Raw genomic sequence first — 18,275 nt, 5'->3', positions numbered from 1 at the left:
TGGCTGCCGTGTCGTCCCGCTGGGTACGCGAGTCGTCCATCCAGGTACGCGTGTCGTCTCGCTGGGTACGTCAGCTCAGCGGGTGGGCCAGTGCCATGACGGGCGGTCCAGCCTTCCTTGGCCCACCAGCTTGGTCTCGCCGTACTCCTTCTCCAGCTCCACCTCGCCCACCTCCGCGATCTCCGACAGGGCCCTGATCAGCGGCTGGGCGTGTGAGACCACTACCACCTGGGTCTCCTTCGCCGCGACGGCGATCAGCGATGCCAACGCCGGCAGGAGATCCGGGTGCAGGCTGGTCTCCGGCTCGTTCAGCACCAGCAGTTCTGGCGGCCGTGGTGTCAGCAAAGCCGCTACCCAGAGGATGAACCGCAGCGTGCCGTCCGACAGCTCCGCCGCCTCCAGGGGACGCAGCAGGCCGTGCTGGTGGAAGCGGACCGTGAACCGGCTTTCCGGCGCCACCACCTCCAAACGCGAACCGGGAAAGGCCTGGTCGACGATCGAAGCCAGCTCCTGCGCCCGGCCGATTTCGATGATCGTGCGTAAGGCCGCCGCCAGGTCGGCGCCGTCGTGGGAGAGCACCGGGGTCCGGGTGCCGATGCGGGACTGACGCGCCGGCGCCGACGCGTCCGTGCGGAAGTGGTCGTAGAACCGCCACGACCGGATGCGTTCCCGCAGTACCAGCAGTTCCGGGCACGCTCGCGGGTCGGCGAACTCGCTCAGCATGCTGTCCGTCAGCCGGATCTCGAACCGGTCGGCGCCCCACCCGCCCGACTCGACGCGCGTGCGGACCGCCGGGCCCGAGCGGTCGGCCAGCAGCGCCGACGGGCGCAGGACCGGGCCCGACCACACCGCCTCGCGTTTGAACTCCGGGTCCAGGTTGAACATCGTGTCCAGGGGCTGCGGAAGGCCCAGGTCCAGGGCGTAGCCGTACTCGTCACCCGCGAACCCCAGGCGCAGCCCGACCGCCTTCGTCCGCACCGTGCCCTGGACCGGCGTGCGCCCCTCCCGCACCGACCGCCCGATCGTCTCCGGGCCGGCCCACAACGTCGACGGCAGCCCACCCTCGCCGGCCAGTGCCGCCACCGCGCCGTTGCGCGACGCGTCCGCCAGCAGCCGCAGCGCCCGGTACAGGCTCGACTTGCCGCTGCCGTTCGGCCCGGTGACGACGGTCAGCCCGGACAGCGGCAGCACCAGGTCGCGCAGGGAGCGGTAGTTCTCGACGGCGAGCGTGGTCAACATGCCCCGAACCTAACCGCCACCCCCGACAGTCCTCGATTCGTCCGATCTCTGTCCGGCGTGGTCCTCCGATGTCTGACGTAGTTCCACCGACCTCGAAGGAGTGGTCAACGATGCCCGCGGGCCTGCTCACGGCGGCAGCGGCACCCGAGGCCGACGCGCTCGGCGTCCATGATCCGCTGTGCGCCGAGATCGCCCTCGCGTTGCCGCGCCTGCGTCCGCTCGCCGTCACCGACGGGCACATGTCGCAGATGGTGGCGGTGGGCTCGCGGTGGACCTCGAATGGCGCGAAGGTGAGCTGGCCTACGCCGTGCTGCGGCGGCTGTCCGGCGACCCGGCCGACGTGGTGCGCGTGCGCTACCGCGGCCGGGAGACCGAGCTGCGGCTGCGGGCCGGCGAATCGACCGTCCTGAAAGGACTTTGATGCTCACCGACCTCGGTCTCGCCGCGTTGCAGGAGTACCGCAGCGACTACGCCGCCCCCGCCGACTTCGACGAGTTCTGGACGTCGACCCTCGACGACGCCCGCGACCACGACCTCGCCCTGCAAGTCACGCCGGTCGAGACGCCGTTGCGCACCTTGGACGTCTTCGACGTGCAGTTCGCCGGATTCGGCGGCCACCCGGTCCGCGCCTGGCTGCGGCTGCCGCGAGGCGTCGAGGGCCCGCGGCCCGCGATCATCCAGTTCCACGGGTACGGCGGCAGCCGGGGGAGCGCGCTGCAGGAGCTGACCTGGGCCTCGGCCGGGTACGCGCACCTGCAGATCGACGTCCGCGGCCAGGGCGGCGTGACACCCGACCCGGTCGGCAGCGGGCCGGCGTACCCCGGCCACCTGACCCGTGGCATCGAGAGCCGCGAAACCTACGTCTACCGGCGGATCTTCACCGACGCGGCCCGCGCGGTGGACGCCGTGCGCGCGCTCGATGTCGTCGACCCGGCGCGGGTGGCGGTGCTGGGCAACAGCCAGGGCGGCGGCATCGCGCTGGCCACGGCGGCCCTGGTCCCGGACGTCGCCGCGTTGCACGCCCAGGCGCCGTTCCTCTGCGACTTCCGCCGGGCCAGCCTGATCGCGGGAGAGCGGCCCTACCTCGAACTGACGCGGTACCTGGCCGACAAGCGCGACGCCGTGGCGAGGACGTTCGAGGTGCTGTCCTACTTCGACGGTGTCGGCTTCGCGGCCCGCGCGACCGCGCCCGCCTGGTTCTCCGCCGGGCTGATGGACGGGATCGTGCCGCCGTCCACGGTCTTCGGCGCCTACCACGCCTACAAGGGTCCGAAGCAGATCGGCGTCTGGGAATACAACGGCCACGACGCCGGCGGCGCGGACGACGTCCAGGCGGTACTCGAAGGGTTCCGGCCGATCCTGCGGCCATGACCAATTCGGAGTGACAACATGAGACCGCCTGCGGTGGCGGCTCGGCGAGCGGCAACGGGAATACCGTCAACTGGTGGACCTGGGACGACAAGCAACCGGGGCTGCGCTGCAGGAGGCGGAACGGCCGCTGTTCGAGGCGTACTTCGCGCACCAGCGCGACGACGACGTCTTCGCCGAGATGGCGCAGAAGAGCAGCCAGATCCGGGCGCGCGGGTGAACATCGACGAGATCGCCCGCGAGCTCGGCGTCTCCGGCACCTCGGTGCGCGAAGCACTGGCGCGGCTGGAGTCCGAGGAGCTGGTCGGCCGGCTACCGTTGCGCGGTTACCGCGTCACGGAGTTGCTGAACCGCAAGGAAGTCGACGACATGTACGCGCTGCGGCTGCTGCTGGAGCCGCCGTCCGCGGCCCTGGCGGCGGCGTCGATGTCGGACTCGCGGGTCAGTGCTCTGGAAGCCGAGCTGGCGACGTGCCCGGCGGCCCCGGTCGACGATGCGTACAGCGACTACAAGGCCCTGACCGCGCACGACGCCCGCTTGCACGAGCTGATCCTGCAACTGGCCGGCAACGTCGCGGTGGAGCAGGCGTTCGCCCGCACCCACTGCCACCTGCACTTCTTCCGGCTGAACTACAACCAGCCGTTCGGCGAGCACACGATCGCGGAGCACCGCACGATCGTCGACGCCCTGGTCGCGGGCAGCGCCTCCGGCGCCCGCAAGGCGATGACAGCCCACCTGGAAGTAGCCCGGGACCGCCTGGTTTCCCGCCTCTGAGAGCCGTGTTGACCCTTCGACCACGCGTGATGACTCCTCGATCACGCGTGCCGACCCTTCCGTCACGTGCGAAGGCCGCACCGGTTGCCCGGTGCGGCCTCCCCCGACGTCAAACCTGGGTCACTTGACCGGCATCGTCACTTCGTAGATGCGGGTCGGCGTGGCGGCCGCCGCGCGGAAACCACTGGCCCACAGGGATTCCACCTGAGCGGACTCGTCCGAGTTCGGGTTCGCGTTGGTGCACGACGGGCCGGGGCCACCACCCGACATCAGCTCGGAGCACGGGCCTTCGTAGTGGTCCGGCAGACCCAGCGCGTGGCCGGTCTCGTGGGCCGTGATGCGGGTCTGGTTGTACTGCTCGGCCTGCGTGTAGTCGATGAAGATCGTGCCGCTGCCGTGACCGTCGGTCTGGGCGTAGGAGCCCTGCGGGTCGTTGCCTTCGGTGTAGTGCAGCGTGGCGCCCGAGGAGCTTTCTTCGAGCTTGACGTTCGACACCGCCGCGTTCCAGTTCGCCGCGCCGGCGTTGATCTGGGCGCGGAAGGTGGGGGCGTCCGAGGTGTCGTAGTAGACGACCGTGGCCGCTTCGGCCTGGGCCGGGCCCGCGAAGGCCGGCGCGGCGGTCATCGGGGTGGCGATCATCGCCAGTGCGACAGCGGCTCCGGGCAGCAGGTACTTCCTGGACATCGGGACGGCTCCTCGCGGTAGGGGCAGCTGTGGGGAATTTGCCGGGTTTGCGTGTGCTGTGGTCCGAATTTACGGATCCGGCCGTCGCTTGTGACCCGACTTTCGTACTGCGTGTTTAGTGGTGATTTACCAACCATTTTGCAGTGTTGACATGCGCTGCCACGCATACGAGGATGCCCCGCCGGGCTCAGGTGACCGGCTCGGCCAACGGGATCTCACCTTCGCTCAGCCATGAGCCACGCCACGCCAGATCGTCCCTGACCAGTGGTTTTCCGCAGCTGTCGCAGTTCCGGCCCGGTCGGGTGAGCTGTCCGCAGCCGGTGTGGACGAGCTTCATCGGGCCGTACGCGCTCACCGAATCGGTGTGGGCGTCACCCCAGGCGCCGAGGGCGTGAAGCACCGGCAACGCGTCCGACCCGGCCTGTGTGAGCCGGTATTCGTGCCGGGTGCGGCCGCCGTCGCGGTAGGGGAGCTTCGTTAGCAGCCCGCGGTCGACGAGCTTGCCGAGCCGGGTCGTCAGCACGTTGTCGGCGATGCCGAGCTCGCTGCGGAAGTCCTCGAACCGGGTCGTGCCCGCGGTGGCGTTGCGCAGGATCAGCAGCGTCCACGGCTCGGCCAGGACGTCGGCGGCGCGGGCGATCGGGCAGGAGGCGTCCTCCCAGGTGATGCGGCGGCTCATGTGTGATCCCTTCGAGCTGGCTTGCTTGGAGCAAGTTTACGCCGTAGGGTCGCCGGTAGCTAGCTTGCAACGAGCAAGTCAGATGCGAGAGGAGTTCGTCATGGAGATCAAGGGTGCGGTGGCGCTGGTCACCGGGGCCAACCGCGGGCTCGGCCGGCAGTTCGCGGCCGCCCTCGCCGAACGGGGCGCGGCGAAGGTCTACGCGGCCGCGCGCAATCCGGAGTCGGTGGACCTGCCGGGGGTGATCCCGCTGCAGCTGGACGTCACGGACCCCGCGTCGATCCGCGCCGCCGCCGCGATCGCCGGCGACGTCACGCTGCTGGTCAACAACGCCGGCTCGTCCACCGGGGCGTCGGCGCTCGGCGGCTCGCTCGAAGACATCCGGCTGGAAATGGACACGCACTACTTCGGCACCCTGGCCGTGACGCGCGAGTTCGCGCCGATCCTGGAACGCAACGGCGGCGGCGCCGTGCTCAACGTCCTTTCGGTGCTGTCGTGGTTCACCTCGCCGCAGGTCGCGGCCTACTCCGCGGCGAAGTCGGCGGCCTGGTCGCTGACCAACGCGCTGCGGCTGGAACTGGCGCCGCAGAAGACGAACGTGACCGCGCTGCACGTCGGGTACATGGACACCGACATGGCCAAGCACGTCGACGGCCCGAAGGTCGACCCGGCGTTCGCGGCCGGCCTCGGAATCGATGCTGTCGAAGAAGGCCGCTTCGAGGTCCTCGTCGACGACCTCAGCCGCACCGTGCGGGCGGGGCTGGCCGGTGACCTGACCGGGCTGTACCCGAGTCTGAGCGCCTGAGCCGGCAAAGTCCACTTAGGACGACTTGGGGCCGCCATGGTCATTTCGGGACCCCCGGAATACGCCCGTGGCGGCCACCGGCGTATGAATGGGCGGGTGCCGGACAACGCGGGAATCGGCCGTACCAGGAATCGTTGGGGCGAAGGGGAACGCCTGCGCGGAGAAATCCTCGCGGCCGCCGCCCGGCTGCTCGCCGAACTCGGCGGCGAAGACGGGCTGACGATCCGCGGGGTGGCCCGCGCGGTCGGGATCGCCCCGGCGAGCATCTACCAGCACTTCGCCGACCGCGCGGAACTCGTGCGGGGGTTGCTGGACTTCGAATACGCGCGGCTGCGGGACTCGATGCGCGCGGCGGAGGAGTCGCTCGGCGAGGCCGACGTCGTCGGGCGGGTGCGGGCGCAGATCCACGCCTACTGCGCGTTCGCCATGGAGCATCCCGGACATTACCGGCTGATGCTCGCGAACGGCGCGTCCAAGCCCGACCCGGACGCGCGCGCGGAGGGGCCGCTGCTGGACGTGATCGACGGGCTGGCCGCGGCGTTCGAGAGGTGTGTTGAAGCAGGCCATCCGCTGCGGGTTTCGCCTGGTCGCGCGGCCGCAGTCGTGTTCGTCGGCGCGCACGGCCGGGTCGCGTTGTTCCACAGCGTGCTGCACCGGACCGGAGCCGAACTGGTCGAGCCGTTCGTCGACGAGCTGTTGTCGCTCGTATTCGTGTGATCTTCCGGTCGTCGCCTGAACGGAGTGTGGCGGAGCCGCGACAAGATGCTTAGCATAGCTATGTAATTTCTTGTCGAACTGTGCGGCGGCTTCGGGAGGCCCTCATGACGGACGGTGTGCCCGCGTTTCCGATGACCCGGCGGTGTCCCTTCGACCCGCCGGCCGAGCTCGGCGAACTGCAGCGCGAGGAACCGGTTTCCCGCGTCAAGCTGTGGAACGGCAGCACGCCGTGGCTGGTGACGCGGTTCGAAGACGTGCGCGCGATCCTGCGCGACCCGCGGGTGAGCGCCGACTCCGACCGGCCCGGCTACCCGCACCAGAGCGCGGCGTCGGCGGCGCGGCGCAACCGCGTCAAGTCGTTCATCAACATGGACGGCGCCGAGCACGCGGCCCAGCGCAAGCTGCTGACCGGCGACTTCCTGGTCAAGAAGATGGAGGCGCTGCGCCCGGCCATCCAGAAGATCGTCGACGACCTGATCGACGACCTCCTGGCGGGCCCGAAGCCGGTCGACCTCGTGCCGGCGTTCGCGTTGCCGCTGCCGTCCCTGGTGATCTGCGAACTGCTCGGGGTGCCGTACGAAGACCGCGCGTTCTTCCAGGACATCACGAAGGTGATGATCTCGATGGACGCGACACCCGAAGAGGCCGTGAAGGCCACCGACGAGCTGCTGGCCTACCTTTCCGGCCTGGTGGAACGGAAAGTCGTCTCGCCGGGCGACGACGTCCTGAGCCGACTGGCGGTCTCGCAGCTGGGCACGATGACCGCCGAGCAGATCGCCGGCATGGGGCAGCTGCTGCTGGTGGCGGGCCACGAGACAACGGCGAACATGATCGCGCTCGGCACGGTGGCGCTGCTGGAGAACCCGGCGCAGCTGGACCTGGTTCGCGACGGTGACGCCGAGCTGCTGCGCAGTGCCGTCGAGGAGTTGTTGCGCTACTTGAACATCACGCACTCCGGACGCCGCCGCGTCGCCGTCGAAGATTTCGAACTCGGCGGCCAGGTCATCCACGCCGGCGACGGCATCATCGGCGCCTCGGACGTCGCGAACCGCGACGACTCGGTGTTCGACTCGCCGGACGAGCTGGACGTCACGCGCGGCGCCCGGCACCACGTGGCGTTCGGCTACGGCGTGCACCAGTGCCTCGGCCAGACGCTGGCGCGGGTCGAGCTGCAGGTGGTGTACGGCACGCTCTACCGCCGGATTCCCGCACTGCGGCTGGCGGTTCCGGTGGAGGAGCTGGAATTCAAGAACGACATGCTGGTATACGGCGTCCATTCGCTGCCGGTCACCTGGTGACGGATTCCGGTTTTGTCGGTGCTCACCGGTAGCCTGGAACTCGGGGGCACTTTATCCCTTCCGCGCCACTGAATCGCTTACGCCGCAACGGAAATCGGGTCTTACCCGACGCTCGTCGGGATCACCCGATTTAGCGATGGTGTTCGCACGTGTGTTCGGTAACGTGGGATTCGTGACGACAACGATTCTCCGCCGCATGTCCCGATTCCTGTGCCGCGTCCGGTCAGAGCGCCCTTTGACAGGCGTCGAGGTCCGCGATCAGGTGTCCGGTGAGGAACTCGGCGCGGCCCGCGTCCGGGTCCCGCCGCGGGACCAGTTCCACGAGCATGATCAAGTCCAGGTAGACGCGGTAGAGCGCGAGCCGCCGCCGCGCGGGCGGGTCGAACTTCGCCGGCCCGCCCGCGTCGCGGTAGCCGTCGACCAGTTCTCGGTCCACGCCGCGGAAGAGCGTCAGCGAAACGAATTCCGCCACCGGGTCGCCCCAGAACGCGCGTTCGGCGTCGATGATCCCACTGACGTGCCCGCCGTCGAGCAGGATGTTGCCCGCCCACAGGTCGAAGTGGACCAGCACCGGCGTCGTCACGTGGTCCAGGAGCGGCTCGTGGCGGCGGACCAGGTGCGCGATCTCGGCGGCCGGGCGCGGGAGGCGGACCCCGTACTTCAGCGCGTCCGCGAGCACCGCGTCCGTCATGGCCGTGAACGCCGCGGTCCACGTCGGGTGCGGTGGGTCCTGCGGGTAGCCGAACGCGTCGCCCGTCGCTTCGTGCAGCCGAGCGACGACCGCGCCCAGCTCGCGCCGCAGCCGCGGCCGGTCGGCGTCGGAGACGTCCCAGGTCGCGCCGGGCAGCTCCGTCATCAGCAGAAAGCCCGGCCCGGCACCGACAACCGCGGGCAGTGGGCCCGAGGCCGAGCGGTAGTACTCGGCCTCGGTCGCGAGGAGGTCGTGTTCATAGGCCAGCCCGACGGCGGCCGGCGCGATCTTGAGCACCAGCCGCCTGCCGTCGGCGAGCGTCAGCCGGATCGCCGTGTTGTAGGTCCCGCCACCGATGTCCCCGGCGGCCACGACCGACGCCGGGTCGATGCCCGACGAGGCCAGCGCCGCCGCGATGTCCGCACGCACCGGGGTGAGTCTGCCACCGCGGGCCGCCCGGCCGCCGTCGAGTTCCCCGCCCGGCGGCCGCTTCGGCTCGGGCGGTGTTCCCGCGCGGACCGCGCGGTGGCCGCCGGGCCATCAGCCGCACCGCCGGGTGGGCCGGTCGAGTGCCCGCATCGCTGCCGCGGCCGGGCGGAAGCCGCCGGCCGCGTCCCCGCCGATTTCGTCCGCCGGCTGGTCGATCGGCTGCGGCCGTGGCTGTCCGGGTCCGTCGAGCGCAGCTGTCGCCCGGCGGGCAACGCCGCCGCGAGGCCGCTTGGCTCGGGCAGTGTTCCCCTGCAGCGGTTGCGGCATTGCCGGTCGCGCGGCCGCATCGGCCGGTCGATCGTGGCCGTGGCCGTGGCCGTGGCCGTAGCCGTAGCTACCGGTCGTCGGCCGTGGTTGTCCGGGCATCGCCGAGCACTTCTGTCGATCGGTAGGTCCGAGTGGCGTCTCCCTCGGCCGCTGTCGAGTTTTTCGGTCGCGTCGGCTCGGGCGGTGCGGTCCGCGCAGTGGCCGCCGGGCCATCCGCCGCGCAGCCGGGTGGGCCGGTCGGTCGTCTGTGTGGCGACTTCACCGGTCGTCGGCTGTGGTTGTCCGGGCATGGCCGAGCAGTTCTGTCGATCGGTAGGTCCGAGTGGCGTCTCCGCTCGGCCGCTGCCGAGTTTTTCGGTCGCGTCGGCTCGAGCGGTGCGGACCGCGCGATGGCCGTCGGGCCATCCGCTGCACAGCCGGGTGGGCCGGTCGGTCGTCTGCGTGGCGACTTCACCGGCCGTCGGCCGTGGTGGTCCGGGCATGGCCGAGTACGTCTGCCGATCGGCCAGTCCGAGCGGCGTCCCTGCTCAGCCGCCGAGCTTTTCGGCCGCGTCGGCCAGGTCTTCGGGCGTGGGCGCGTCGTCCTGGGTAAGCTTGCGGCGCCAGTACCCGGTGAACTCGATGGCACCCTTGTCGATGCCGCGCTCGCCGACCAAGTGGCGGCGCAGCGCGCGGACCGTCCCGGCTTCCCCGGCGAGCCACGCGCCCGCCGAGCCGTCGACCTTCGCTTCGCGCACGGCTTCGAGCAGCTTCGTCCCGTGCGGAGCGCCGTCCCGGTGGAGCCAGCGGACGTCACCGGGCATCGGCTGTTCCTCAGCCTCGTCCGGGACCTCCAGGAACACCACGGCATTGTCCACTTCGGACAGCAAAGACCACACCGCGGGGATCGCCGTCTCGTCGCCGGCCAGCAGTACGACGTCGCCCGAAGGGAGCGGGCGGCGGTAGAGCGCGTCCGGGCCGTAGCGGCCGAGGACGTCACCCGGGGCCGCCGCCGCGGCCCAGCTGGTGGCCGGGCCCGCTTCGTCGCCGTGCAGGACGAAATCCACGTCGATCTCCGCCTGCTCCGGGCGCCGGGCGCGCACGGTGTAACTGCGCATCACCGGGCGCTCGTCCTCGGGGATCTCGAGGTACGCCTGGTACCAGCGCATCACGTCGTCCTCGGCGGCCGGCAGCCGCACCGGGCGGCCGGGTGGTGGGAACAGCAGTTTCAGCTGCTGGTCCGGCCACGCCTCCAGTGCGTCGAGGCCCTCGCCGGTGAAGGTGACGCGCACCGTGCGCGGGGTCACCCGCCGGACTGCCGTCACCTCGAGCAATCCGGTGCTGTTCACGGCTTCCCCAGGTACTCGCGCAGGTGGCGGGCGGTCAGCGTGGTGGCGTCGGCGACCAGCGAAGCCGGGGTGCCCTCGAAGACCACCCGGCCGCCGTCGTGGCCGGCGCCGGGGCCCAGGTCGATCAGCCAGTCGGCGTGGGCCATCACAGCCTGGTGGTGCTCGATGACGATCACCGTGTTGCCCGCGTCGACGATCCGGTCGAGCAGCGCGAGCAGCTGGTCGACGTCGGCCAGGTGCAGGCCGGTCGTCGGTTCGTCGAGGATGTACGTCGAGCCGTGCTCGGCCATCCGGATCGCCAGCTTGAGCCGCTGCCGCTCACCGCCGGAGAGGGTCGTCAGCGGCTGCCCGAGCGTCAGGTAGCCGAGGCCGACGTCGGCGAGCCGGTTCAGCACCGCCCGCGCGTTGCCGGACGGGAAGAACTCGCGGGCCTCGGTGACCGGCATCGTGAGCACTTCGCTGATGTTCTTGCCCCGCAAGGTGTACGTCAGGACGTCTGGTGTGAACCGCTTGCCTTCGCACTCCTCGCAGACCGACGCGACACCGGCCATCATCGCCAGGTCCGTGTACACCAGGCCGAGGCCCTTGCACTTCGGGCACGCGCCTTCGGAGTTGGCGCTGAACAGGCTCGCCTTGACCCCGTTGGCCTTGGCGAACGCCGTCCGGATCGGGTCGAGCACGCCGGTGTAGGTGGCCGGGTTCGACCGCCGCGAACCGCGGATCGCCGACTGGTCGACCACCACGACGCCGTCGCGGTGCGTCAGCGAACCGTGGATCAGCGACGACTTCCCGGAGCCGGCGACGCCGGTGACCACGGTCAGCACGCCGAGCGGGACATCGACACTGACGTCGCGCAGGTTGTGCAGGCTGGCGCCGGTGATCCGGATCCGCCCGGTGGGTGAGCGAACCTCCGGGCGCAGGGTGACGCGGTGGTCGAGGTGGCGGCCGGTGAGCGTGCCGGACGCGCGCAGGCCGTCGAGGTCGCCGGTGTAGCAGAGCCGCCCGCCGGCCTTGCCCGCACCGGGGCCGAGGTCGACGACGTGGTCGGCGATCCGGATCGTCTCCGGCTTGTGCTCGACGACCAGGATCGTGTTCCCTTTGTCCCGCAAGCAGAGAAGGAGGTTGTTCATCCGCTCGATGTCGTGCGGGTGCAGGCCGACGGTCGGCTCGTCGAAGACGTAGGTGACGTCGGTGAGGCTCGAACCCAGGTGGCGCACCATCTTCACGCGCTGCGCCTCACCGCCGGACAACGTGCCCGACTCGCGGTCCAGCGAGAGGTAACCGAGGCCGATCTCGACCAGCGAGTCGAGCGTGTCGCGCAGGTTGCCCAGCAGCGGCGCGATCGACGGCTCGTCGAGCTTCCGGACGAACTCGGCGAGGTCGCTGATCTGCATGCCCGAGCAGTCGGCGATGTTCTTGCCGTCGATCGTCGACGACAAGGCGGCCTGGTTCAGCCGGGCGCCCCCGCACGTGGCGCAGGTGCTGAAGGCCGCGGCCTTCTCGATGAACGCACGCAGGCGCGGCTGCAGCGACTCCGTGTCCTTGTGCAGGTAGAGCCGCTTGACCTTCACCGCGAGGCCCTCGTAGGTGACGTTGGTCTTGCCGACCTTCACCTTGCAGGAGTCCTTGTGCAGCAGGTCGTCGAGCTGCTGCGGGGTGTAGTCCCGGATCTTGGCGTCCGGGTCGTAGAAACCGGAAGCGAGGTAGGTCTGGACGTACCAGGTGTCCGGCGTGAAGCCGGGAACCTGGATCGCGCCGTCGTTGAGGGACTTGTCGAAGTCGAGCAGGGCACGGACGTCGAGGTCGGACACCCGGCCGAGACCTTCGCACGCCGGGCACATGCCTTCGGGCAGGTTGAAGCTGAACGCGCCGGACGTGCCGACGTGCGGCTCGCCGAGCCGGGAGAACGCGATCCGCAGCATCGTGTGGGCGTCGGTCGCGGTGCCGACGGTCGAGCGGGAGTTGGCCCCCATCCGCTCCTGGTCGACGACGATGGCGGCGCTGAGGTTCTCGAGCAGGTCGACGTCCGGACGCGAGAGGTTCGGCATGAACGATTGGAGGAACGCGCTGTAGGTCTCGTTGATCATGCGCTGCGACTCGGCCGCGATGGTGCCGAAGACGAGGGACGACTTGCCGGAGCCGGACACGCCCGTGAACACCGTCAGGCGGCGTTTCGGGATGTCCAGGTCGATGCCGGTGAGGTTGTTCTCCCGGGCCCCCCGGACCTCGATCACGTCGTGGGTGTCGGCGGCCCGCCTGGGTGAGGTCATACCGTCCTTCTTGATACTTTAGGCTGTAAGGTGATTGCTCAGGTCACAATACTTTAGGCTGTAAGGAGTCGGCAAGGTGGTCGTCTTCGCCGGTCAGGGCGACGCCCGGCGGTCCATGGAGCTGCTGTGGGGTCCGCGCGTCGGCGCCCCGCGCACCGGTCCCGGGCCCAAGCCGGGCCTGTCCGTCGAGGCGATCGTCGGCACGGCGATCGAGATCGCGGACGCCGACGGCATGGGGGCGCTGTCCATGCGCTCGGTCGGGGAACGGCTCGGGCGCACGGCGATGGCGCTCTACACGTACGTGCCGGGCAAGACCGAGCTCGTCGACCTGATGTACGACCGGACGCTCGGCGAACTGCCCGCCGACCAGGACCTGGCGGCCGGCTGGCGGGCGGCGGCGCTGGCTCTGGCGGACGAGCTGTGGGACCTGCACCTGCGCCACCCGTGGCTGCTGCAGGTCTCCCCGGCGCGGCCGGTGCTCGGGCCGGGGGAGTTCCACGTGCAGGAGACGCTCCTGCGGGTCCTGGCGGAGACGGGCCTGCCGCTGCCGCAGGTGCGCTGGGTGGTGTCGGCGCTGTTCAACGTCGTGCGCGGCTCGGTCCAGTCGGCGGCCGAGTCCCGGCAGGCGTCGCGCGAGACGGGGCAGTCCGAAGAGGACTGGTGGTACGCCCGGTCGGCGCTGCTCGGCGAGCTGGTCCCCGATCTCCCGGCTCGCTTCCCGACGGTGTCGGCCCTCGGCGCGGACACGGCCGCGGTCCCGGATGGCGAGCCCTATCTGGAGCGTGAGGCACGGCTGTCGTTCGAAGCGGGGTTGGAGCTGCTGCTCGACGGCGTCGAGGCGGCGATCGTCAGGGCTTCCGAGCCTCGATCTTCCGGGCCTCGATGAGGAACCGGGTCGTGTGGGCGACGAACGGGCCGTCGCGCTCGATCAGGTCGTGCAGTTCCCGCAGGCGCGGCCGGTACTGCTCGACCGTGAAGCCCGGGACCATCCAGATCACCTTGCGCAGGAAGTAGACCACCGCGCCGATGTCGCGGAACTCGGTGCGCAGCGACTCCGAGCGCAGGTCGACGACCTCGAGGCCCGCTTCCGCAGCCGCGGCGACGGCGTGGTCCGGGTGCCGGCTCTCGCGCGACGACGCCGGCTGCGGGCCCAAGAAGAACTCGACCAGCTCGAACACGCTCGCCGGGCCGACCTGCTGGGAGAGGTACGTCCCGCCGGGGCGCAGCACCCGGGCGATCTCCGCCCACCACGTCCGGACCGGGTGGCGGCTGGAGACCAGGTCGAACAGGTCGTCCGCGAAGGGCAGCGGTGGCTCGTCCGTACTCGCCACCACGACGACTCCGCGTGGCCGCAGCAGCGCGGACGCCACCGCGACGTTCGGCGGCCACGACTCCGTCGCCGCCATCAACGGTGGCAGGGACGGGCAGCCGTCCAGGACTTCGCCGCCGCCCGTTTCCAGGTCGAGAGCCGCGTGGACGCCGCTCAGGCGTTCGCCCAGCAGCCGCTGGTAGCCCCATGACGGCCGTTGCTCCGAGGCCCGGCCGTCGAGCCACGAGAAGTCCCAGCCGTCCACCGACACCGCGCCGGCCTCGGCCACCAGGTCGTCGAAGCTCGTCATGGCCCGATCGTCACAGGGACGCCGGGGGACCGCCAGCCGATTTCCGGACCGGCGCCGGCGGCACCGGCTTGGCCAGGGCGACGGCGTCGAAGTCCACTACGACCGGGCCGCGGCGGGTTTCCACCGTGCACGTCGACTCGTCGCGGGCCACCAGCAGGCCGAGCGCGTCGGTGAAACCGCCCTCGATCCGGTACCGCACCACGACTCGCGTGCCGATCGGCAACTCTCGCAGCAGTTTCATAACCGTGAGCTCAGCTCCTCGTCGGACGGCTCGACCAGGAAGGTGCCGTCGTCCCAGACGATGGTGGGAATCCGGCGCTCGCCGTCCTGCAGGGCGCGGACCCGCGTCTCGGCGGCCGCGTCCGCCTCGACGTCCACATAGGAGTACTCGACGCCTTCGCGGTCGAGCAACGCGCGGCTGCGCTTGACATCCGGGCACCAGGAAGCACCGTAGACCGTCAGTTTCACGAAGAGACCTCCGAAGCGACAGGGGTTTCGGCCGAAGCCGGGGCCGGGGCGGGAGCGGGAGCGGGCGAGGGGTGGCCCAGGTGGGTCAGCCAGCCGCGGAACACCCGGTGCAGCGCTTCCGCGCCGACGACGTCCCCGGGCGGCGGGAATTCCCGTGGGTGCACGACAAAACCGCGCTGCTGCGGGCCGCCGAGGCCGCCGTGCGAGCCGACGTGCGTCTCGAACGGCGACGACTGGTCCGTCTCCGGGTCGTAGTTGCTGTTGATCATCACGTCGGCGCAGTGCGGGAACGTGTCGACGCGCCGCACCAGGTCCGCGGCGTGCGGGCCGTAGCGCAGCAGCGGGTCCTCGCCGATGACGACGCCGGTCGCGAGCCGGTGCAAGCCGTCGCGGCCCAGCACCACCGGGCCGAACTCGCGGCTGCGCACCAGCAGGAACCCGACGCCGGGGTGGTCCACCAGCGACGGCAGCAGGTCGGGGAACTCGCGCTCGATCGTCTCCAGCTCGACGCGGCCCTCGTGCTCGGTGAACGACACCATCGCGGTGTGCCCGGACACGACCGCGACGACGCCGGGCGCCACGCGGGTGACCGCGCCGGGGGAGCCGGACTCCGTGCGCGGCCGGTCCTCGCCGCCCTCGGCGTTCTCGACGCGGCCTCGCAGCCGGCGCGCGATCAGGCCGCCGCTCTTCGTGGCCTCCGCGAGCGCGGCGTTGATCTGCCAGCTCTCGGCCTGGCGGCGCTTGCCCGAAGCTGGCGACGGCGAGCCGCCGCACAGCCGGCCGACGTACGCCTCGATCGTCTCGCCGAAGCGCTGCGAGAACGCCTGGCCCTGGGTTTGGCCGTGGTCCGACAGCGCGACGACGTGGTAGCGGCGCGGCGCCAGCCGGCTCGCCCGGTGCAGCCGGGCGATCTGCTGGTCGATCGAGCGCAGCACCGACAGCGTGTCGAACCGCTCGATGCCGGAGTGGTGCGCGACCTCGTCGTAGCCGAGGAAGTCGGCGTAGACGACCGGGCGTCCGGCCAGCATGTCGCCGAGGATCGCCGAGACGACGACGTCACGCGCGATCACCGTCGTGCCCGGCCGGGCCAGCGGGTACCAGCCGCCGCGCGGGATGCGCGGCACGACGCCGGCGCGGCGCTGGCGGACCGACGCGCTGATCTCGCGGAAGACGTCGGCGAGCGCGACGACGAACGTCCGCAGCGCGTTGACCGGGTTCGCGAAGTAGGCGTAGTAGCCCGCGCCGAGGCGGTCGCGGTGCCGGTGGCGCAGGCCTTTCGGGACCAGCACGGGGATCGAGCTCATGGTGAGGCTGACGTGGTCGGCGTCGCCGGAGAACAGGTTGCCGCGGCTCGCGCCGTCGCCGGAGAGGAGGCCGCGGCCGTCGGAGTGGCGCCGTTCGATCTCGGCCGCGTCGGTCGGGTGCGCGCACGCCATCACGTGGTCGCGATCCTTTTCGTACCAGCGGAACCCGAGGATGTCGTGGTTGGAGCCGTGCAGGATGCCGCAGACGCTCGCGCCGGTCTGGGAGCTCCAGTCGGTGTGCCACTGCGTCAGCGTGTGGCTGTCCTCGGCGAGCCACGCGGCGAACGTCGGCATGTCGCCGTCGCGGATCGCGCGGCGGACGGTGTCGTAGCCGAGTCCGTCGATCTGCAGGAACACCACACCGGGCGGCTGTTCGGCGTCGGCGGGCTCGGCGGCGTGCCGGCGACGGCGGCGATTCGCGCGGCGGAAGAAGATCTCGTCCTCGTCGATGGCCAGGAGACTGGAGATGAGCGCGCCGACGCCGGCCATCGCCACGGTGACGATCACCGCCGTCCGGAAGCCGAGGATCTCGACGCCGGGCACGGTCTTGAACACGGCGAGCGTGCCCGCGCCGAGCAGCAGGAAGCCGAAGAGGCCGAAGGTGACGAACGCGAGCGGGTAGGCGATCCGCATGACCAGCGGCCAGACGAACGCCACCAGCAGTCCCAGCAGCAGCGCGCACACCGTCGGCTGCCACCAGTGCGTCATCCGGAAGCCGGAGAGCAGCACGTCGAGCAGGCGCAGCGCGCCGGTCACCGCCGCCCACACCAGCAGGACGCGGGCGACGGCCCGGCCGCCCCGCAGCAGCCGGCCCTTCGGCGCGGTCGTCGTCAAGCTCGGTCTCCCGTCTTCTCTTTCGCCTCGGATTTGGCACGCCGCCAGCGGGCGATCAGGTTCAGCAGCACGGTGACCAGCAGGACCAGCACCGTCGCCAGCAGCGTCGCGATGAGCGGTGAATCGAAGATGCCCCCGCTGACGATGCCGAGCAAGCTGTAGGCGACCGCCCAGAGCACGCACGCGACGAGCGCGGCGGGCAGCAGGCGCCGCCACGGGTAGCTCAGCGCGGCGGCCGCGAGCAGCACCGGGATCCGGCCGGCCGGGACGAGCCGGCCGATCACGACGATCTGCCAGCCGCGGCGGGCGAACTGGCCGCGCGCCTTTTCGAGGCGTTCGGCGGGCTGGCGGCGGCTGATCCAGCGGAACGCGGCTTCGCTGCCCAGGCGCGGGACGCCGAAGGTGATGACGTCACCGACGTACGCGCCGAGCGTGGCCAGGACGATCACCAGCGGCAGCGACAGGTGGTCGGTGGTGGTGGCGACGGCGGCCGCGGCGCCGACCACCGCGCCGGTCGGCACGATCGGGATGATCGAGCCGAGCAGCACGCCGCCGAACAGCGCCGGGTACCCGAGGGCGGCCGGGTCGGTCCAGCTCACGCGCGGTCCGTCGAGGCCGGGAGCACGACGTCGGCGCCGGGCTCGGTGAACAGGACGTCGGTGGCGACCCTCGCGGCGGCCACGTGGGCCGCGAACTCCCGCGGCGGATCGGCGAGCAGCCGCCGCATCCGCGCGGTGCGCCGGATCCCGGGGACGGCGAGCGTGCCCCAGTGCACCGGCACGACCGCGCGGGCCCGCAGCAGCCCGGCGGCCTCGGCGGCGCGGGCCGGGTTCAGGTGACCGGGGCCGAGGTTCGGGCCCCAGCCCCAGACGGGCAGGAGCGCGACGTCGACCGGGCCGAAGCCGGCCATGGCGTCGAAGAGGTCGGTGTCGCCGGCGTTGTAGACCCGGAGCCCGGCGCCGTCGATGAGGTGGCCGACGGCCGGGCTCTGCGGGCCGTGGGTGAGGCGCGGGCCCCAGCGGTGTCCGGAGTGGACGGCCTCGGTCGCGGTGACGGTGAGCCCGCCGTCGGTGAGCGTCTCGCCGGGCGCGATCTCCTCGACGGCGGTGAAGCCCTTCTTGGCCAGCCAGCTCCCGGCTCCGCGCGGGACGACGATCCGGGTCCGCCGGCCGACGAGCTTCAGCGACGGCACGTGCAGGTGGTCACCGTGCAGGTGCGACAGCAGCACGAGATCGACGCCGGCGTACGCGTCCGGCGGGGGCGGCGGGACGACCCGGGTCAGCCCGCCGACCCGGGCGGTGAGCACGGGATCGGTGAGGACGACCCGGTCACCGAGTTCGAGCCGGACGGTCGAATGGCCGAGGAAACGCAGGTTGAAGCCGCTCACGCCCTTGAGTATCACCTTCTCGCCGGGCAAATGCCCGGCGGAGTGGCACGAACG

Annotated in this window: 21 protein-coding genes; 8 read left to right on the top strand and 13 right to left on the bottom strand. The window is 71.2% G+C overall.

Going from position 1 to position 18,275, the window contains the following annotated elements; translation table 11 throughout:
- Positions 1–75: 75 nt before the first annotated feature.
- On the bottom strand, positions 76–1,239 hold the full coding sequence (locus tag OG494_RS30165; protein WP_328444437.1) for an AAA family ATPase: 1,164 nt from the start codon (positions 1,237–1,239) through the stop codon (positions 76–78).
- Between the two features lie 104 nt (positions 1,240–1,343).
- Positions 1,344–1,478 carry a hypothetical protein gene (locus OG494_RS30160; RefSeq protein WP_328444435.1) on the bottom strand — a complete coding sequence of 45 codons (135 nt, stop codon included), beginning with the start codon at positions 1,476–1,478 and terminating at the stop codon, positions 1,344–1,346.
- Positions 1,479–1,507: 29 nt separating this feature from the next.
- On the opposite strand from OG494_RS30160, the gene OG494_RS30155 reads away from it, so the two are divergent.
- From OG494_RS30155 to OG494_RS30140, 4 genes are all read left to right on the top strand, one after another.
- Positions 1,508–1,660, top strand: a complete 153-nt coding sequence (locus OG494_RS30155) for a hypothetical protein (RefSeq protein ID WP_328444433.1) — start codon at positions 1,508–1,510, stop codon at positions 1,658–1,660.
- Positions 1,660–2,610: an acetylxylan esterase gene (locus OG494_RS30150; protein WP_328444431.1), complete on the top strand. Its 951-nt coding sequence runs from the start codon at positions 1,660–1,662 to the stop codon at positions 2,608–2,610. The genes OG494_RS30155 and OG494_RS30150 overlap by 1 nt, the downstream gene beginning before the upstream one ends.
- Before the next feature lie 73 nt (positions 2,611–2,683).
- Positions 2,684–2,827 (top strand): hypothetical protein, encoded by a 144-nt coding sequence (locus OG494_RS30145; RefSeq protein WP_328444429.1) that lies wholly within the window; start codon positions 2,684–2,686, stop codon positions 2,825–2,827.
- Entirely contained in the window at positions 2,824–3,381 is a 558-nt protein-coding gene (locus OG494_RS30140; protein ID WP_328444428.1) for a GntR family transcriptional regulator, read from the top strand. The genes OG494_RS30145 and OG494_RS30140 overlap by 4 nt, the downstream gene beginning before the upstream one ends.
- Positions 3,382–3,501: 120 nt before the next feature.
- Here the strand turns inward: OG494_RS30140 and OG494_RS30135 are convergent, their stop codons facing one another.
- Positions 3,502–4,065, bottom strand: coding sequence for a snapalysin family zinc-dependent metalloprotease (locus OG494_RS30135; protein ID WP_328444427.1), 564 nt, complete (start codon positions 4,063–4,065; stop codon positions 3,502–3,504).
- Positions 4,066–4,252: 187 nt separating this feature from the next.
- The gene (locus OG494_RS30130) at positions 4,253–4,744 is read right to left on the bottom strand and encodes a winged helix-turn-helix transcriptional regulator (RefSeq protein ID WP_328444426.1); all 492 of its coding nucleotides are present in this window, start codon (positions 4,742–4,744) and stop codon (positions 4,253–4,255) included.
- 100 nt (positions 4,745–4,844) lie between these two features.
- On the opposite strand from OG494_RS30130, the gene OG494_RS30125 reads away from it, so the two are divergent.
- The 3 genes from OG494_RS30125 to OG494_RS30115 all read left to right on the top strand — a co-directional run bounded on the left by OG494_RS30125 (position 4,845) and on the right by OG494_RS30115 (position 7,564).
- On the top strand, positions 4,845–5,549 hold the full coding sequence (locus OG494_RS30125) for an SDR family oxidoreductase (RefSeq protein ID WP_328459064.1): 705 nt from the start codon (positions 4,845–4,847) through the stop codon (positions 5,547–5,549).
- 153 nt (positions 5,550–5,702) lie between these two features.
- Positions 5,703–6,266: a TetR/AcrR family transcriptional regulator gene (locus tag OG494_RS30120; RefSeq protein WP_328459063.1), complete on the top strand. Its 564-nt coding sequence runs from the start codon at positions 5,703–5,705 to the stop codon at positions 6,264–6,266.
- A 104-nt stretch (positions 6,267–6,370) separates the two neighbouring features.
- Positions 6,371–7,564, top strand: a complete 1,194-nt coding sequence (locus OG494_RS30115; protein WP_328444424.1) for a cytochrome P450 — start codon at positions 6,371–6,373, stop codon at positions 7,562–7,564.
- Positions 7,565–7,787: 223 nt separating this feature from the next.
- On the opposite strand, the gene OG494_RS30110 is transcribed toward OG494_RS30115, so the two are convergent.
- The 3 genes from OG494_RS30110 to OG494_RS30100 form a co-directional block, all read right to left on the bottom strand.
- Positions 7,788–8,684 (bottom strand): aminoglycoside phosphotransferase family protein, encoded by an 897-nt coding sequence (locus OG494_RS30110; protein ID WP_328444422.1) that lies wholly within the window; start codon positions 8,682–8,684, stop codon positions 7,788–7,790.
- A gap of 854 nt (positions 8,685–9,538) precedes the next feature.
- Complete coding sequence (locus OG494_RS30105) at positions 9,539–10,339, bottom strand: siderophore-interacting protein (protein ID WP_328444420.1); 801 nt, start codon at positions 10,337–10,339, stop codon at positions 9,539–9,541.
- The gene (locus tag OG494_RS30100) at positions 10,336–12,609 is read right to left on the bottom strand and encodes an excinuclease ABC subunit UvrA (RefSeq protein WP_328444418.1); all 2,274 of its coding nucleotides are present in this window, start codon (positions 12,607–12,609) and stop codon (positions 10,336–10,338) included. Before OG494_RS30100 ends, OG494_RS30105 begins: the two co-directional genes overlap by 4 nt.
- Before the next feature lie 76 nt (positions 12,610–12,685).
- On the opposite strand from OG494_RS30100, the gene OG494_RS30095 reads away from it, so the two are divergent.
- Positions 12,686–13,495 (top strand): TetR/AcrR family transcriptional regulator, encoded by an 810-nt coding sequence (locus OG494_RS30095; RefSeq protein ID WP_328444416.1) that lies wholly within the window; start codon positions 12,686–12,688, stop codon positions 13,493–13,495.
- On the opposite strand, the gene OG494_RS30090 is transcribed toward OG494_RS30095, so the two are convergent.
- Genes OG494_RS30090 through OG494_RS30065 form a run of 6 tightly spaced genes read right to left on the bottom strand, consistent with a single transcriptional unit; the run spans position 13,458 to position 18,221 of the window.
- Positions 13,458–14,228 (bottom strand): methyltransferase domain-containing protein, encoded by a 771-nt coding sequence (locus tag OG494_RS30090; RefSeq protein WP_328444414.1) that lies wholly within the window; start codon positions 14,226–14,228, stop codon positions 13,458–13,460. The two genes, OG494_RS30095 and OG494_RS30090, sit on opposite strands and share 38 nt — an antisense overlap.
- A 10-nt stretch (positions 14,229–14,238) precedes the next feature.
- Positions 14,239–14,469, bottom strand: a complete 231-nt coding sequence (locus tag OG494_RS30085; RefSeq protein ID WP_328444413.1) for a putative acetyltransferase — start codon at positions 14,467–14,469, stop codon at positions 14,239–14,241.
- On the bottom strand, positions 14,466–14,696 hold the full coding sequence (locus tag OG494_RS30080; protein WP_328444411.1) for a glutaredoxin domain-containing protein: 231 nt from the start codon (positions 14,694–14,696) through the stop codon (positions 14,466–14,468). The genes OG494_RS30085 and OG494_RS30080 overlap by 4 nt, the downstream gene beginning before the upstream one ends.
- Complete coding sequence (locus tag OG494_RS30075) at positions 14,693–16,834, bottom strand: phage holin family protein (RefSeq protein ID WP_328444409.1); 2,142 nt, start codon at positions 16,832–16,834, stop codon at positions 14,693–14,695. Before OG494_RS30075 ends, OG494_RS30080 begins: the two co-directional genes overlap by 4 nt.
- Positions 16,831–17,433: a DedA family protein gene (locus OG494_RS30070; RefSeq protein ID WP_328444407.1), complete on the bottom strand. Its 603-nt coding sequence runs from the start codon at positions 17,431–17,433 to the stop codon at positions 16,831–16,833. The genes OG494_RS30075 and OG494_RS30070 overlap by 4 nt, the downstream gene beginning before the upstream one ends.
- Positions 17,430–18,221: an MBL fold metallo-hydrolase gene (locus OG494_RS30065; RefSeq protein WP_328444405.1), complete on the bottom strand. Its 792-nt coding sequence runs from the start codon at positions 18,219–18,221 to the stop codon at positions 17,430–17,432. Before OG494_RS30065 ends, OG494_RS30070 begins: the two co-directional genes overlap by 4 nt.
- Positions 18,222–18,275: the final 54 nt, after the last annotated feature.

Origin of the sequence: Amycolatopsis sp. NBC_00438 (genome assembly GCF_036026695.1) — a bacterium.
Taxonomy (GTDB): domain Bacteria; phylum Actinomycetota; class Actinomycetes; order Mycobacteriales; family Pseudonocardiaceae; genus Amycolatopsis.
The sequence above is the reverse complement of the archived record's forward strand: the minus strand, read 5'-3'. Positions and strand labels throughout refer to the sequence as shown.